The following is a 15,028-nucleotide window of genomic DNA, read 5'->3' as shown; positions in this document are numbered from 1 at the left end:
CCGCAGGCCCCGCCGCCCGCGGGCCAGCCGAACTACGGCTACCCCCAGGCGCCGCAGACGCCCCAGGCCCCGCCGGGTTACGGCTACCCGACCCAGCCCGCCCAGCCGCAGTACCAGCAGGGCGCGTACCAGCAGCCCGGGTACCAGCAGGGCTACCAGCAGCCGCCCACCATGCCGATGCAGCCGCAGCCCGGCGGCTCCGGCTCCGGTGGCGGCAAGAAGATCAGCGGCCAGATGGCGATCGTCATCGCGGCGGTCGTCGCGATCGCGCTGATCGTCGGCGGTGGTGTCTTCTACGCCTCCACGAAGGACGACGACTCCAAGAACACCGCGCAGGGCGACGGCAAGAGCGGCGGCAAGAAGGGCAAGGACGGCAAGGGCGGCGACGTCCCGGCGGACCAGGGTCCGGCCAAGGAGAAGGCCCCGGCCGACCCCACGGCCAAGGTCGTCATGCAGCTGCCCCAGCCCGCGATCCCCAAGGACCAGATCTGGCAGGCCACCGGTTCGGTGCTGACCGACGACATCTACGCCAAGTCGGGCATCAACGAACTGAACGGCTACGACCCGGACACCGGCAAGGAGAAGTGGTCGATCCCGCTCTCCGGTCAGACCTGCGCGATCTCGCGGGAGACGACCAAGGACGGCATCGCGGCGATCATCACCGAAGAGGACAAGCGGAACAAGAAGGGTGACTACGAACAGTGCACCAACGTTTCCGCGGTTGACCTGAAGTCCGGCAAGAAGCTCTGGACCGAGACCGTCGAGACCAACGGCATGAAGGCGACCTTCAAGGAGGTCACCATCTCCGGCACCACGATCGCCGCCGGCGCGGGCACCAGCAACGGCGGCGCCGCCTGGGACGTGTCCGGCAAGTCGCTGTGGAAGCCGAAGATCGGCAAGTGCCAGGACATCGGCTACGCGGGCGGCGACCAGCTGGTCGCGGTCCGCAAGTGCGGCACATACGGCGACGAGAAGCTGAAGATCCAGCTCCTCGACCCGAAGACCGGCAACGACAAGTGGACGTACCCGCTCGCCGACGGCATCGACAACGCCAAGATCATCTCGACGAACCCGGTCGTCTTCGGCCAGGACACCACCGAGATCACCGCGAGTGGCGTCACCGACGTCTTCTCCCTCGGCAGCAACGGCAAGCTGCGCGCCAAGATCTCCCTCGAGGAGGGCAAGTACGACCACGACTGCGGCGTCAACGTGGTCCACGACTGCACGTCGATCACGGTCGGCAACGACCGGCTCTACGTCCCGACGCGCCAGCACGACGGCAGCGGCGACAGCTACAACCGGACCAACGAGATCGTCTCCTTCTCGCTGGCCACCGGAAAGTCGACCAGCGACCGCGCGGTCGCGGGCGACAACGGCGAGATCTTCCCGCTCCGCATGGACGGCGGCAACGTCATCGCGTACAAGGCGCACGGCTATCAGAAGGGCGCCCAGATCGTGTCGCTCGACGGCAAGACGATGAAGGAGACCAAGCTTCTGGAGACGCCGTCGTCCGAGGCGGTGACCGACGCGATCAGCGGCATGGTCCCGAAGTCGAACGAACTCCTCTACGCCGACGGGCGCATGTTCATGGGCAAGAAGCTGCTCAGCAAGCCCTACTCGAAGGACGAGAAGGAGTACGTCGTGCTCGGTTTCGTCGCGAAGTAGTCCCCGGTTCTCGGGGCGAAGCAGCCCCCGTCCGGCGTCAGCGGCCGTCCCCTCGTGCTCCGAGGGGGCGGCCGCTGACGTTGCCGCGCCGTCCCGTACCCCCAGTCGCCCCTGAATGGCGCGGCTTTCGGCATTCCGGGCCGCTTCTGGCGGGTAGGGGGCGCGCAACGTCGAACAAGCGTGTAGCTTCCGGGAGATGGAGGGCCGGGGGGCCTGCGGGAACTGGGGGGTTTCTATGGGTGTGCGGCTCATGGTGGTCGACGACCACCGACTGCTCGCCGAGGCGCTCGCCTCGGCGCTGAAGCTGCGCGGGCACCGGGTGCTTGCCGCGGCGGCGCCCGCGGCGGGAGCGGCCGAGCTGGTGATCAGCCGGGCGCCCGAGGTGTGCCTGCTGGGCACGGCCACGCCCGCGGAGCCGGGCATGTTCGACCCGGTGGTGAAGATAAAGCGGGACCGTCCGCAGGTGGCGGTGCTGGTGCTCGGCCCGGTGCCGAGCCCGCGCGGGATCGCCGCCGCCTTCGCCGCCGGCGCCTCCGGTTACGTACGCCATGACGAGCGCATCGAAGGAGTGGAGCGCGCCATCATGAAGGCGCGCGCCGGGGAGGCCGCCGTCGCGCCCCAGCTGCTGCAAGGAGCCTTCAGCGAGCTGCTGAATCCGGCCGCGCAGCCCGACGACGAGGGGCAGCGCCTGCTGCAGATGCTCACGCCCCGCGAGGTCGAGGTCCTGGTGCGGGTGGCGGACGGCGAGGACACGCGGGTGATCGCGGCGGGGATGGGGATAGCCCCGAGCACGGCGCGGACGCATGTGCAGCGGGTCCTGATGAAGCTGGGCGTCGGCTCCCGCCTGGAGGCCGCCGCCCTCGCCGCCCGCACGGGCCTTCTCGACCGCGCCGAGCGCCCCCCTTCGGCGTACGCGGACAGCGTCGGCGACATCGGCGACAGGGAGATGCGGACGGGACCCGAGCCACCGCGGTGATCCCGGGCCCCGTGCAGCGGGCTCCTACGCGTCGTCCGCCGGTGCGTCGGCGGGTGGCACCGTGGGGCGCAGCCACAGCCAGCCGAGGAAGAAGAGCCCGAGGGCGAGCATGCCGAGGCCCGTCCAGAGGTTGATGTTGATGTCCTCGGCCTTCTTCAGGTCGGCGTCGGACGCGGTGATCCCGGCGATCGTCACGATGACTCCGTAGACGACGAACAGGCCGCCGATGATCCGCCGGATGTCGAAGAGGCGGGCGGCTGTCGCGGACTCGCGCTCCAGTTCGGAGACTTCGTTGTGCAGCTCTGACATGGTTTTCGGTCCTCCGATCGGGGCTAGAGCGAGTACGGCAGGTAGCAGGCCGCGGCGAGCACGACGGCGCCCCAGCCGAGCAGCGCCGGCTTGCGGTACCAGGCGTCGTCGCCCGCCTCGGCGCCCTCGTCCTCAAGGCCGGGTGAGGCCGTCCCGTAGACGAGGCCGGCCAGTTCGGCCTCCGGCTTGGGCGCGGTGAAGAGGGTGACGACGACCATCACGACGGCACCGGCGACGAAGCCGACGATCGCCGAGACGAAGTTGGCGCCCTGGTCGGTGGGGATGTCGACGACGCCCTGCTTGTAGATCCAGAAGTAGTTGACCATCGCGGCGGTCGTGCCCGCGACCAGGCCCCACACGCCGGATTTCACCGAGGCCCGCTTCCAGAACATGCCGATGACGAAGACCACGAACATCGGGACGTTGAAGAAGGAGAAGAGGGTCTGGAGGTATCCCATGATGTTCGAGAACGACGAGGCGATGAACGCCGTACCGATCGAGGCGAGCACCCCGATCGCCGTGATGAGCCGGCCGAAGTTCAGGTAGTAGCCGTCCTCGCGGCCCTTGACCACGTACTTCGCCCAGATGTCGTACGTGAAGACGGTGTTGAAGGACGAGACGTTCGCCGCCATGCCCGCCATGAACGCGGCGAGCAGACCGGTGACCGCGATGCCGAGGACGCCGTTGGGCAGCAACTCCTGCATCAGGTAGGGGATCGCGTCGTTGTACGTCAGGTCCGAGCCCGCCGTGCCGATCTTCGGGACCAGGACGGCGGCGACCAGGCCCGGGATCATCACCAGGAAGACGATGAAGATCTTCGGGAAGGCGGCGATCAGCGGGGTGCGCTGGGCCGCGCTGAGGTTCTTCGCCGACAGGGCGCGCTGCACCTCGGCGAAGTTGGTCGTCCAGTAGCCGAAGGAGAGCACGAAGCCGAGACCGAGGATGATCGTCAGCCAGTTGGCGCCGAGCGGGTTGGCGTCGCCGATGCCGGTGCCGCCCCAGGCGGTGAGGAAGTCGCCGCCGTGCTGCTTCTCGATGGAGCCGCTCAGACCGTCCCAGCCGCCGGCCTTCTTCAGACCGATGACGCAGATCGGGATGAGCGCGGCGAGGATCACGAAGAACTGGAGCACTTCGTTGTAGATCGCCGAGGAGAGTCCGCCGATGGTGATGTACGCGAGCACGAACAGGCCGGCGACCACGATCGCGACCCACTGCGGCCAGCCGAGCAGCGCCTCGACGACGATCGACAGGGCGTAGAGGTTCACGCCCGCGATGAGTATCGCCGCGAAGGCGAAGAGCGCCGAGCTGAGCAGGTGCGCCGACTTGTCGAAGCGCTGGAGCAGGAACTCCGGGACGGAGCGGACCTTGCTGCGGTAGTAGAACGGCATCATCACCAGGCCGAGGAAGACCATGGCCGGGATGGCGCCGATCCAGTACCAGTGGACGACCGCGACGCCGTACTGGGCGCCGGTGGCGGCCATGCCGAGGATCTCGGTGGCGCCGAGGTTCGCGGCGACGAAGGCGAGGCCGGTCACCCAGGCTGGCAGGGAGCGCCCCGAGAGGAAGAAGTCGAGGCTGGTCCGCACGGAGCGCCGGGCGGCGAATCCGATGCCGAGCACCACGATGAAGTAGATCGCGAGGATCGTGTAGTCGAGGCCGTTGGTGGGCAGCCGAAGTCCCTCGGCCAGGGTCTGAGTGGGGGACTGCATGGGTGAACTCGCTTCGTTGCGCGAACGGATCAGACCGGAACCTACGCCCCTTGCTTGAATAACTGAACACTTTTGTTGGTGTTCTTTGTTCGATCGTGATCGATCGCGTCCGTTGACGAAGGTGTTGGCTTGTGGTTTGTTATGTTCGGTTCTGTTGGTGGTAGGTGGTGGTGAGGAGCCCCCGACGTGAAGAAGACCTCGACCCGTCTCGCCGACGGTCGTGAGCTCATCTACTACGACGCACGCGACGACGCGGCCCGCGAGGCCGTCGACCGCCGCCCGCTCGCACCCGTCTCGACCAGCTCGGAGATCCGCCGCGACCCCCTCCTCGGCGACTCCGTCGCGATCGCCTCGCACCGCCAGGGCCGCACCTACCACCCGCCCGCCGACGAGTGCCCCCTGTGCCCCTCCGCCGGGGACCGGCTCAGCGAAATCCCCGACTCCTCGTACGACGTCGTCGTCTTCGAGAACCGCTTCCCCTCGCTCGCGGGCGACGCCGGCCGCTGCGAGGTGGTCTGCTTCACCTCCGACCACGCCTCGTCCTTCGCGGATCTCGCCCCCGCGCAGGCCCGGCTCGTCCTGGACGCCTGGACGGACCGCACCGCCGAGCTGTCCCAGCTGGACTCCGTGACGCAGGTGTTCTGCTTCGAGAACCGCGGCGCCGAGATCGGCGTGACCCTCGGCCACCCGCACGGGCAGATCTACGCCTATCCCTTCGTCACGCCCCGCACCGAGCTGATGCTGCGCTCGCTCGCCGCGTTCAAGGAGGCCTCGGGCGGCCACAACCTCTTCGACGACATCCTTGCCAAGGAGCGCGCGGGCGAGCGGGTCGTCCTGGAGGGCGAGCACTGGGTGGCCTTCGTGCCGTACGCCGCCCACTGGCCCTACGAGGTGCACCTGTATCCCAAGCGCCGGGTGCCCGACCTGCTCGGGCTCGACGAGGCGGCGCGCGCGGAGTTTCCCCACGTCTATCTGGAACTCCTGCGGCGCTTCGACCGCGTCTTCGGCGCGGGGCAGCCGCCCACCCCGTACATCGCCGCCTGGCACCAGGCACCCTTCGCCGACCTGAAGGAACATCACGGGATCAACCGTGACGATTTCGCCCTCCACCTCGAACTTTTCACGATCCGCCGCACTTCGGGCAAGCTGAAGTTCCTCGCGGGTTCCGAATCCGGCATGAGTGTGTTCATCAACGACGTGCCGCCGGAAGCCGCGGCCGAGCGACTGCGAGAGGTAGCGAGTTCATGAGCGGTAAGTACCTGGTCACCGGCGGCGCGGGCTATGTCGGAAGCGTGGTGGCGCAGCACCTGATCGAGGCCGGCCACGAGGTGAGCGTCCTCGACAACCTCTCGACCGGCTTCCGCGAGGGCGTCCCCGCGGGCGCCGCCTTCATCGAGGGCGACATCCGCGACGCCGCCAAATGGCTGGACTCCTCCTTCGACGCCGTTCTGCACTTCGCCGCCTTCTCGCAGGTCGGCGAGTCCGTCGCCAAGCCCGAGAAGTACTGGGACAACAACGTCGGCGGCACCATGGCGCTGCTCGCCGCCATGCGCGCCGCGCGCGACGGGGAGTTCACGAAGGTCGCGCCGGTCGGCGACGGCGTCGCCGCCGAGCTGTTCGCGCTCTACAACGAATTGCTCGACCGCTCACTGCACTTCGACGGCGAACTGGTCCGGGTGCGCAGGGAGATCATCCGGCACGGCCGCCTGGACGAGCGGTTCACCCCGAGCCCGGGGCAGGGCAGGTGGGCCGCCCGCATCCAGGAGGTCAACTCCCTGCTCGACTCGCTGGTGGCCCCGGCCGCCAACGCCACCCGGGTGCTGAACGCGGTGGCGGGCGGCGACCTCACCCAGCGCGTCGACCTGCACGACGGCAGCCGTGAGCTGCGGGGCGACCTGCGCCGCCTGGGCCGCGCCGTCAATACGATGGTCGACCAGCTGTCCCTCTTCACCGGCGAGGTCACCCGCGTCGCCCGCGAGGTGGGCACGGAGGGGCGGCTCGGCGGGCGCGCCAAGGTGCGGGGCCTCTCCGGCAGTTGGCGTGACGTGACGGAGGCCGTCAACACGATGGCCTCGCGGCTCACCGCGCAGGTGCGCGACATCGCCCTGGTCACCACGGCGGTGGCGCAGGGCGACCTGACGCGCACGGTGAAGGTCGAGGCCACCGGCGAACTGCTCGAACTGAAGCTGACCGTGAACACCATGGTGGAGCAGTTGTCCGCGTTCGCCGCCGAGGTGACGCGGGTGGCGCGCGAGGTCGGCACGGAGGGCAACCTGGGCGGGCAGGCCCAGGTGCGAGGCGTCTCCGGCGTATGGAAGGACCTCACCGACAACGTCAACTTCATGGCGTCGAACCTCACCTCCCAGGTCCGCAACATCGCCCAGGTCACCACCGCCGTCGCCAACGGCGACCTCTCCAAGATGATCACGGTCACCGCGCGCGGCGAGATCCTTGAGCTGAAGGACACCGTCAACACCATGGTCGAGCAGTTGCGCGCCTTCGCCGACGAGGTGACGCGCGTGGCCCGCGAGGTCGGCACGGACGGGCGGCTCGGGGGCCGCGCGCAGGTGCTCGGGGTGTCGGGGGTGTGGAAGGACCTCACCGACAACGTCAACTACATGGCCGACAACCTCACCGGCCAGGTCCGCAACATCGCGCAGGTCGCGACCGCCGTCGCCCAGGGCGACCTCTCCAAGAAGATCGACGTGGACGCGCGCGGCGAGATCCTGGAGCTGAAGACCACCATCAACACCATGGTGGACACGCTCTCCTCGTTCTCCTCGGAGGTCACGCGCGTGGCCCGCGAGGTCGGCTCCGAGGGCCAGTTGGGCGGCCAGGCCCGGGTCGAGGGCGTCTACGGCACGTGGAAGCGCCTGACGACGAACGTGAACGAGCTGGCGCTGAACCTCACCACCCAGGTCCGCGCGATCGCCGAGGTCGCCTCCGCCGTGGCACAGGGCGACATGACCCGCGCCATCACGGTGGAGACGCGCGGCGAGGTCACCGACCTCAAGGACAACATCAACCTCATGGTCTCCAACCTCCGCGAGACCACCCGCGCCAAGGACTGGCTGGAGTCCAACCTCGCCCGCCTCGCGGGTCTGATGCAGGGCCACCGCGATCTGATGGAGGTCGCCGACCTCATCCTGCGCGAGCTGACCCCGCTGGTGAACGCCCAGTACGGCGCCTTCTTCCTGGCCGACCCGGACACCGCTGAGGGCCCTGGACCCACCCAGGTCACCGCGAAGGGCCTCGCCTTCATCGCGGGGTACGGCGCGGCGCAGGACTCGGTCGTCGACACCGGCGGGATGCCCGCGCAGGGCCTGGTGCGCCAGGCGGCCCTGGAGAAGAAGCGCATCCTCGTCGAGAACGTCCCGCCGGAGTACATCAAGATCCACTCAGGGCTCGGCGACGCGGCCCCCGCCACGGTCGTGATCATCCCGATCCTCTTCGAGAACAAGCTGCTCGGCGTGATCGAACTGGCCACGTTCTCCCGCTTCTCCGACGTCCACCTGGCCTTCTTCGACCAGTTCGTGAACACCATCGGCGTCGCGATCAACACCATCATCGCCAACTCCCGTACGGAGTCACTCCTCGGCGAGTCCCAGCGCCTGGCCACCCAGCTCCAGGAGCGCTCGGACGAACTCCAGCGCCAGCAGGCCGAGCTGCGCCGCTCGAACGCGGAGCTGGAGGAGAAGGCCGCGCTGCTCGCCACCAGCTCCCAGTACAAGTCGGAGTTCCTGGCGAACATGTCGCACGAGCTGCGCACGCCGCTCAACTCCCTGTTGATCCTGGCCAGGCTGCTCTCCGACAACCCGGACGGAAACCTCTCCGACCAAGAGGTGCAGTTCGCGACGACGATCCACCGCTCGGGCTCCGACCTGCTCCAGCTCATCAACGACATCCTGGACCTGTCGAAGATCGAGGCCGGCCGGATGGACGTACGGCCAAAGAAGCTCCCGCTGATCAAGGTCCTGGACTACGTCCACGCCACGTTCCGCCCGCTCACCCTCGACCGTGGCCTGGCCTTCGACGTGTCGGTCGGCGAGGACGTGCCGCGCGAGATGTTCTCGGACGAGCAGCGCCTCCAGCAGATCCTGCGCAACCTCCTGTCGAACGCGGTCAAGTTCACCTCGGCGGGCAGCGTCGAGCTGCGCGTCAGCCGGGTCGGCCACGACAGCGAGGAACTGCTCTGCTTCGCCGTGCGCGACACCGGCATCGGCATCCCCGCCGAGCAACTGCCGGTGATCTTCGAGGCGTTCCAGCAGGCCGACGGCACCACCAACCGCAAGTACGGCGGCACCGGCCTCGGCCTCTCCATCAGCCGCGAGATCGCGGGCCTGCTCGGCGGCCGCATCACCGCCGAGAGCAACCCCGGCCAGGGCTCCACCTTCTCGCTGTACGTGCCCGTCGTGCACCCGGGCCACAGCGCGGCCGCCGTCGCGTTCGCCGCGGCGCACGCCCGGCAGCTGCCGGAGCCTCAAGAGCCGGCCGTGCTGCGCCCGCACACCAGCCTCGAACCCGACGACAGCTGGCCCACCCCCACCAAACTGGAGGAGTGGCGGCAGGGCCGCGCGGGCCGACTGCTCCCGGGGCGCCGGGTGCTGATCGTCGACGACGACATCCGCAACGTCTTCGCGCTCACCCACGTACTCGGCCGGGTGGGCATGCCCGTCCTCTACGCGGAGAACGGCCGCGAGGGCATCGAGACCCTGGAGCGCAACCCGGACGTCGACATCGTCCTGATGGACATCATGATGCCGGAGATGGACGGTTACGAGACGATGGCCGCCATCCGCGACAGCCCCCGGTGGCGGGGCCTGCCCATCGTCGCCCTTACCGCGAAGGCCATGCCCGGGGACCGCGAGAAGGCCATCTCCCAGGGCGCCACCGACTACGTCCCCAAGCCCGTGGACGTGGATCAGCTCCTCCGTGTCGTCTGCGCCCTGCTGGACCCCGAGGGCGCCACCGCCGACGAACCGGCATCCGACTGAGGCACTCCCGAGACGAGTGAAACCCGACATGAGCGCAGAGACCCCGACATGAGCGCAGAGACCCCGACATGAGCGCAGAGCCCGTGGCCGATCACCGAGCGAGCATCCTCCTTGTCGACGACATGGAGGACAACCTGCTGGCCCTCGAAGCAGTCCTCGCCTCCCTGAACGAGCCGCTGGTGCGGGCCCGTTCGGGCGAGGAGGCGATGAAGGCGCTCCTGCGCGGGCGCTTCGCCCTGATCCTCCTGGACGTGCGCATGCCGGGCATGGACGGCTTCGAGACCGCGGCGAACATCAAACGCCTCGACCAGACCAAGGACGTGCCCATCATCTTCCTGACGGGCACCGACCACGACGCCGGCTACGCCTTCCGCGGCTATGCGACCGGCGCCGCCGACTTCCTCACCAAGCCGTTCGACCCCTGGGTGCTGCGCGCCAAGGTCATGGTCTTCCTGGAACTGCACCGCAAGAACCGGCAGCTGGAGCAGGTACTGGCCCGCGAGCAGCTCCAGTTCGACGAGCTGGCCGCGCGCCTGTCCGCGATCGAGACGCAGATGGCGGCGAGCGGCCTCCAGGACGTGGTGGAGCTGCGCCACCACGTGACGCACATGGAGGAGCTGGTGCGGGAGATGCGCCGCTGCCGCTAGCCGGCCTGTCCTCAGGCCTCGCGCGAGCCCGCGTACATCTCGTCGATCAGGTGCTTGTACTCCCGTTCGACGACCGGGCGCTTCAGCTTCAGGCTCGGCGTCAGCTCGCCGTGCTCGACGTCCAGGTCGCGCGGCAGGAGGCGGAACTTCTTGATGGTCTGCCAGCGCTGGAGGCCTTCGTTGAGCTGCTTCACATAGCCCTCGATCAGCTCGACCGTGGCGGGGGCGGCGACGACCTCGGCGTACGACTTGCCGCCCAGGCCGTTCTCCTCTGCCCAAGCCAGGATCGCGGGCTCGTCCAGGGAGATCAGCGCCGCGCAGAAGTTCTTGTCGGCGCCGTGCACCAGGATGTTGGAGACGTACGGACACACGGCCTTGAACTGGCCCTCGACCTCGGCGGGCGCGACGTACTTGCCGCCGGAGGTCTTGATGAGGTCCTTCTTGCGGTCGGTGATCCGCAGATAGCCGTCGACGGACAGCTCCCCGATGTCCCCGGTGTGGAACCACCCGTCGGACTCCAGGACCTCGGCCGTCTTCTCCGGCAGGCCGTGGTAGCCCTCCATGATGCCGGGGCCGCGCAGCAGGATCTCGCCGTCGTCGGCGATGCGCACCTCGGTGCCGGGCAGTGGCTTGCCGACGGTGCCGGTGCGGTAGGCCTCGCCGGGGTTGACGAAGGAGGCGGCGGAGGACTCGGTGAGGCCGTAGCCCTCCAGGATGTGGATGCCGGCGCCCGCGAAGAAGTACCCGATGTCGGGGGCGAGGGCGGCCGATCCGGAGACGGCGGCGCGCAGCCGCCCTCCGAAGGCCTCGCGCAGCTTGGAGTAGACGAGCGCGTCGGCGGCCTTGTGCTTGGCGCGCAGCCCGAAGGGCACCGAGGCGTTGCCGGTCCTCCGGAAGTTGTCCTGGCTGACCTTCGCGTACTCGCGGGCGACCTCGGCGGCCCACTGGAAGATCTTGTACTTGGCCCCGCCGCCGGCCCGGGCCTTGGCGGCGACGCCGTTGTAGACCTTCTCGAAGATGCGGGGGACGGAGGCCATGTACGTCGGCTGGACCACCGGCAGATTCTCGATGATCTTGTCCACGCGGCCGTCTACGGCGGTGACGTGCCCCAGCTCGATCTGCCCGGAGGTCAGCACCTTGCCGAAGACGTGTGCGAGCGGCAGCCACAGGTACTGCACGTCGTCGGGGCCGAGCAGGCCGGTCGCCGCGATGGCCTTCGCCATGTACGACCAGTTGTCCTGCGGCAGGCGCACGCCCTTGGGGCGGCCCGTGGTGCCGGAGGTGTAGATGATCGTGGCGAGCTGGCTCTTGGTGATCGCCGCGACCCGGTCCTTGACGGCCTCGGGGTTCTTCTCCAGGTGGGCGGCGCCCAGGGCCTCCAGGTCGGCGAGCGTGAGCACCCAGCCTTCCGGGTCGCCCTCGGCAGGGCTCGCGCCCTCCGCGTCGATCACGATGACGTGCCGCAGCTCGGGCAGCTCGGCCCGCTTCGCGCGCGCCTTGGCGAGCTGGGCCGCGTCCTCGGCGATCAGCACGCGGCTGTCGGAGTCGGCGAGGATGTACGCGGACTCCTCGGCGTTGGTCTGCGGGTAGACGGTCGTGGTGGCAGCGCCCGCGCACATGATGCCGAGGTCGGCCAGGATCCACTCGACCCGCGTGGCGGAGGCGAGGGCGACCCGGTCCTCCGGCCTGAGGCCCAGCTCGATGAGGCCGGCGGCGATGGCGAAGACGCGGTCGGCGGCCTGCGACCAGCTGAGCGACTTCCAGTCGTCGGGGCCCGCGCCGGACGGGGCCGGGACCGGGTAGCGGTAGGCCTCGGCGTCCGGCGTGGCCGCCACGCGCTCCAGGAAGAGATGCGCCACCGAGGGCGGACGGTTCTCGATCAAGGTCTGTGTGTCGCTCACGACATCCTCCGGGCCCACGACGGTGCGGCGATCTGGCTGGCGGCGGCTCTGCTTACGTCTACTGCTGCCCTGTCGGCCACTTGTTTAACTTGCGAGTAACCTACGAGTGGAGATCAGAGTAGAGCGCCGACGCCCGGTGCGTAAGGGGCAGCTGCCTCTCACTTCTTCCGGACACGAAAATCCCCCGGACGGTCATACGAACGGGCCCGGCGCGTCGTACGCACCGGGCCCGCGTGGCAGCGGCGGAACCGCGACCGGACTGCTTCTCCAGAGGCTACTTCTTCGCCTTGCCCGGACCGCTGTCGTCGCTGGAGAGCACCGCGATGAAGGCTTCCTGCGGCACCTCGACGGAGCCGACCATCTTCATCCGCTTCTTGCCCTCCTTCTGCTTCTCCAGGAGCTTGCGCTTACGGGAGATGTCACCGCCGTAGCACTTGGCGAGGACGTCCTTGCGGATGGCGCGGATGGTCTCGCGGGCGATGACCCGGGAGCCGATGGCCGCCTGCACGGGCACCTCGAAGGCCTGCCGCGGGATCAGCTCGCGCAGCTTGGCGACGAGCCGCACGCCGTACGCGTACGCCTGGTCCTTGTGCGTCACGGCGGAGAAGGCGTCGACCTTGTCGCCGTGGAGCAGGATGTCGACCTTGACGAGCTGGGCCGACTGCTCGCCGGTGGGCTCGTAGTCCAGCGAGGCGTATCCGCGCGTCTTGGACTTCAGCTGGTCGAAGAAGTCGAAGACGATCTCGGCGAGCGGCAGGGTGTAGCGGATCTCGACGCGGTCCTCGGAGAGGTAGTCCATGCCGAGCATGACGCCGCGCCGGTTCTGGCACAGCTCCATGATCGAGCCGATGAACTCGCTCGGCGCGAGGATCGTGGCGCGCACGACGGGCTCGTAGACCTCGTCGATCTTGCCCTCGGGGAATTCACTCGGGTTGGTGACCGTGTGCTCGGTGCCGTCCTCCATGATCACGCGGTAGACCACGTTGGGGGCGGTGGCGATCAGGTCGAGCCCGAATTCCCGTTCGAGGCGCTCGCGGATGACGTCGAGGTGCAGCAGCCCGAGGAAGCCGACGCGGAAGCCGAAGCCGAGCGCGGCCGAGGTCTCCGGCTCGTACACCAGCGCGGCATCGTTGAGCTGGAGCTTGTCGAGGGCCTCGCGCAGGTCCGGGTACTCCGAGCCGTCCAGCGGATACAGACCCGAGAACACCATCGGCTTCGGGTCCTTGTAGCCGCCGAGGGCCTGGGTGGCGCCCTTGTGCAGGGAGGTGATCGTGTCACCGACCTTGGACTGACGGACGTCCTTCACGCCGGTGATGATGTAGCCCACCTCGCCGACGCCGATGCCGTCGGCCGGGGTCATCTCGGGGGACGACACACCGATCTCGAGCAGCTCGTGCGTGGCGCCGGTGGACATCATCCGGATGCGCTCGCGCTTGTTGAGCTGGCCGTCGACCACTCGTACGTACGTCACGACGCCGCGGTAGGAGTCGTAGACCGAGTCGAAGATCATCGCGCGCGCGGGCGCGTCGGCGACGCCGACCGGCGGCGGGATCTCGGCGACGACCTTGTCGAGCAGCGCCTCGACGCCCATGCCGGTCTTCGCGGAGACCTTCAGGACGTCGGCGGGGTCGCAGCCGATGAGGTTGGCCAGCTCCTCCGAGAACTTCTCCGGCTGGGCGGCCGGCAGGTCGATCTTGTTGAGGACCGGGATGATCTTGAGGTCGTTCTCCATCGCCAGATAGAGGTTGGCGAGAGTCTGCGCCTCGATGCCCTGGGCCGCGTCGACCAGGAGGATCGTGCCCTCACAGGCCGCGAGCGAACGTGAGACTTCGTACGTGAAGTCCACGTGGCCCGGGGTGTCGATCATGTTGAGGATGTGCGTGCTGCCCTGGTCCGGGCCCTCGTTCGGGGCCCAGGGCAGACGCACCGCCTGGGACTTGATCGTGATGCCGCGCTCGCGCTCGATGTCCATGCGGTCGAGGTACTGAGCGCGCATCTGGCGCTGCTCGACCACCCCGGTGAGCTGGAGCATGCGGTCGGCGAGCGTGGACTTGCCGTGGTCGATGTGCGCGATGATGCAGAAATTGCGGATCAGAGCCGGGGCGGTACGGCTCGGCTCGGGCACATTGTTAGGGGTCGCGGGCACGCAGGGTCCTGTCTCTTGAGGCGCCTGTAGCCTCGGGTCGGATCTATACGTAGCTTCCATCGTCCCATGGGTGGCGCACTGCGCTCGGTTTGGGCCGGTCCGATGGCGGCTGGTACCGTGGGCAGCTGTGTCTCGTAGCCCTCTCAAGCGTCGAGGCGCGTGTCATAACACTCATCTGCAGTACCTCTGCAGTACCTGAACCTGAAAAGGCTCTTTCGTGGCGAACATCAAGTCCCAGATCAAGCGGATCAAGACCAACGAGAAGGCGCGTCAGCGCAACAAGGCGGTCAAGTCTTCGCTGAAGACCGCGATCCGCAAGGCCCGCGAGGCCGTTGCCGCCGGTGACACCCAGAAGGCCGCCGAGCTCACGCGTGAGGCCACGCGCCAGCTCGACAAGGCCGTCTCCAAGGGCGTCATCCACAAGAACCAGGCCGCCAACAAGAAGTCGGCGCTTGCGACGAAGGCCGCGTCCCTCAAGGGCTGAAGCCTTTACCCCGGCTAGTACGTCTCTCTCGTATGCCGGGGAGCTGATCAATCCTCCCGCGAGGGTAATTCGAGCCCTCTACCTCGAATCGCGGACAGACCCCGCAGTACGCCACGCTGCGCCAACGCCCCCGGACCCACTCCGGGGGCGTTGCTGTGTCCCGGGTACCGGGGTGGTGGGGGCGCCCCGTCAGGGGC

10 protein-coding genes are annotated in these 15,028 nt (G+C 68.5%); 6 read left to right on the top strand and 4 right to left on the bottom strand.

Translation table 11 applies throughout. The annotated features are described in order from the left end of the window. Both GKQ77_RS14605 and GKQ77_RS14600 read left to right on the top strand, forming a co-directional pair. A partial coding sequence (locus GKQ77_RS14605) for an outer membrane protein assembly factor BamB family protein (protein WP_258021338.1) occupies positions 1-1,665 on the top strand: 1,665 nt, incomplete at its 5' end. A 235-nt stretch (positions 1,666-1,900) separates the two neighbouring features. Then, positions 1,901-2,641 carry a helix-turn-helix transcriptional regulator gene (locus GKQ77_RS14600; protein ID WP_258021337.1) on the top strand — a complete coding sequence of 247 codons (741 nt, stop codon included), beginning with the start codon at positions 1,901-1,903 and terminating at the stop codon, positions 2,639-2,641. A 24-nt stretch (positions 2,642-2,665) separates the two neighbouring features. Here the strand turns inward: GKQ77_RS14600 and GKQ77_RS14595 are convergent, their stop codons facing one another. After that, positions 2,666-2,950, bottom strand: a complete 285-nt coding sequence (locus GKQ77_RS14595; RefSeq protein ID WP_219689173.1) for a hypothetical protein — start codon at positions 2,948-2,950, stop codon at positions 2,666-2,668. Between the two features lie 23 nt (positions 2,951-2,973). Beyond that, a complete protein-coding gene (locus GKQ77_RS14590) occupies positions 2,974-4,659 on the bottom strand; it encodes a sodium:solute symporter family protein (protein ID WP_219689172.1) in 1,686 nt (561 codons plus the stop codon). 186 nt (positions 4,660-4,845) lie between these two features. Between GKQ77_RS14590 and galT the strand changes: the two genes are divergently transcribed. The 3 genes from galT to GKQ77_RS14575 all read left to right on the top strand — a co-directional run bounded on the left by galT (position 4,846) and on the right by GKQ77_RS14575 (position 10,300). Beyond that, positions 4,846-5,907 (top strand): galactose-1-phosphate uridylyltransferase, encoded by a 1,062-nt coding sequence (gene galT / locus GKQ77_RS14585; protein ID WP_219689171.1) that lies wholly within the window; start codon positions 4,846-4,848, stop codon positions 5,905-5,907. Further along, entirely contained in the window at positions 5,904-9,653 is a 3,750-nt protein-coding gene (locus GKQ77_RS14580) for a HAMP domain-containing protein (RefSeq protein WP_219689169.1), read from the top strand. The genes galT and GKQ77_RS14580 overlap by 4 nt, the downstream gene beginning before the upstream one ends. 68 nt (positions 9,654-9,721) lie before the next feature. Further along, positions 9,722-10,300, top strand: coding sequence for a response regulator (locus GKQ77_RS14575; RefSeq protein ID WP_219689168.1), 579 nt, complete (start codon positions 9,722-9,724; stop codon positions 10,298-10,300). 11 nt (positions 10,301-10,311) lie between these two features. Here GKQ77_RS14575 and GKQ77_RS14570 read toward each other — a convergent pair whose 3' ends face one another. Both GKQ77_RS14570 and lepA read right to left on the bottom strand, forming a co-directional pair. After that, on the bottom strand, positions 10,312-12,201 hold the full coding sequence (locus tag GKQ77_RS14570; RefSeq protein ID WP_219689167.1) for an AMP-dependent synthetase/ligase: 1,890 nt from the start codon (positions 12,199-12,201) through the stop codon (positions 10,312-10,314). A 274-nt stretch (positions 12,202-12,475) separates the two neighbouring features. Beyond that, a complete protein-coding gene (gene lepA, locus GKQ77_RS14565; RefSeq protein WP_125512727.1) occupies positions 12,476-14,347 on the bottom strand; it encodes a translation elongation factor 4 in 1,872 nt (623 codons plus the stop codon). 217 nt (positions 14,348-14,564) lie between these two features. Between lepA and rpsT the strand changes: the two genes are divergently transcribed. Further along, positions 14,565-14,831 (top strand): 30S ribosomal protein S20, encoded by a 267-nt coding sequence (rpsT, locus tag GKQ77_RS14560; RefSeq protein WP_055564969.1) that lies wholly within the window; start codon positions 14,565-14,567, stop codon positions 14,829-14,831. Positions 14,832-15,028: the final 197 nt, after the last annotated feature.

Origin of the sequence: Streptomyces anatolicus (genome assembly GCF_019400875.1) — a bacterium.
GTDB classification, from domain to species: domain Bacteria; phylum Actinomycetota; class Actinomycetes; order Streptomycetales; family Streptomycetaceae; genus Streptomyces; species Streptomyces anatolicus.
This window is presented reverse-complemented; position numbering and strand designations above follow the sequence as displayed.

Excerpts from the sequence above, each read along its gene's own strand:
- GKQ77_RS14600 (WP_258021337.1), top strand. The coding sequence starts at position 1,901 with ATGGGTGTGCGGCTCATGGTGGTCGACGACCACCGACTGCTCGCCGAG.
- GKQ77_RS14595 (WP_219689173.1), bottom strand. The coding sequence starts at position 2,950 with ATGTCAGAGCTGCACAACGAAGTCTCCGAACTGGAGCGCGAGTCCGCG.
- GKQ77_RS14590 (WP_219689172.1), bottom strand. The coding sequence starts at position 4,659 with ATGCAGTCCCCCACTCAGACCCTGGCCGAGGGACTTCGGCTGCCCACC.
- GKQ77_RS14580 (WP_219689169.1), top strand. The coding sequence starts at position 5,904 with ATGAGCGGTAAGTACCTGGTCACCGGCGGCGCGGGCTATGTCGGAAGC.
- GKQ77_RS14575 (WP_219689168.1), top strand. The coding sequence starts at position 9,722 with ATGAGCGCAGAGCCCGTGGCCGATCACCGAGCGAGCATCCTCCTTGTC.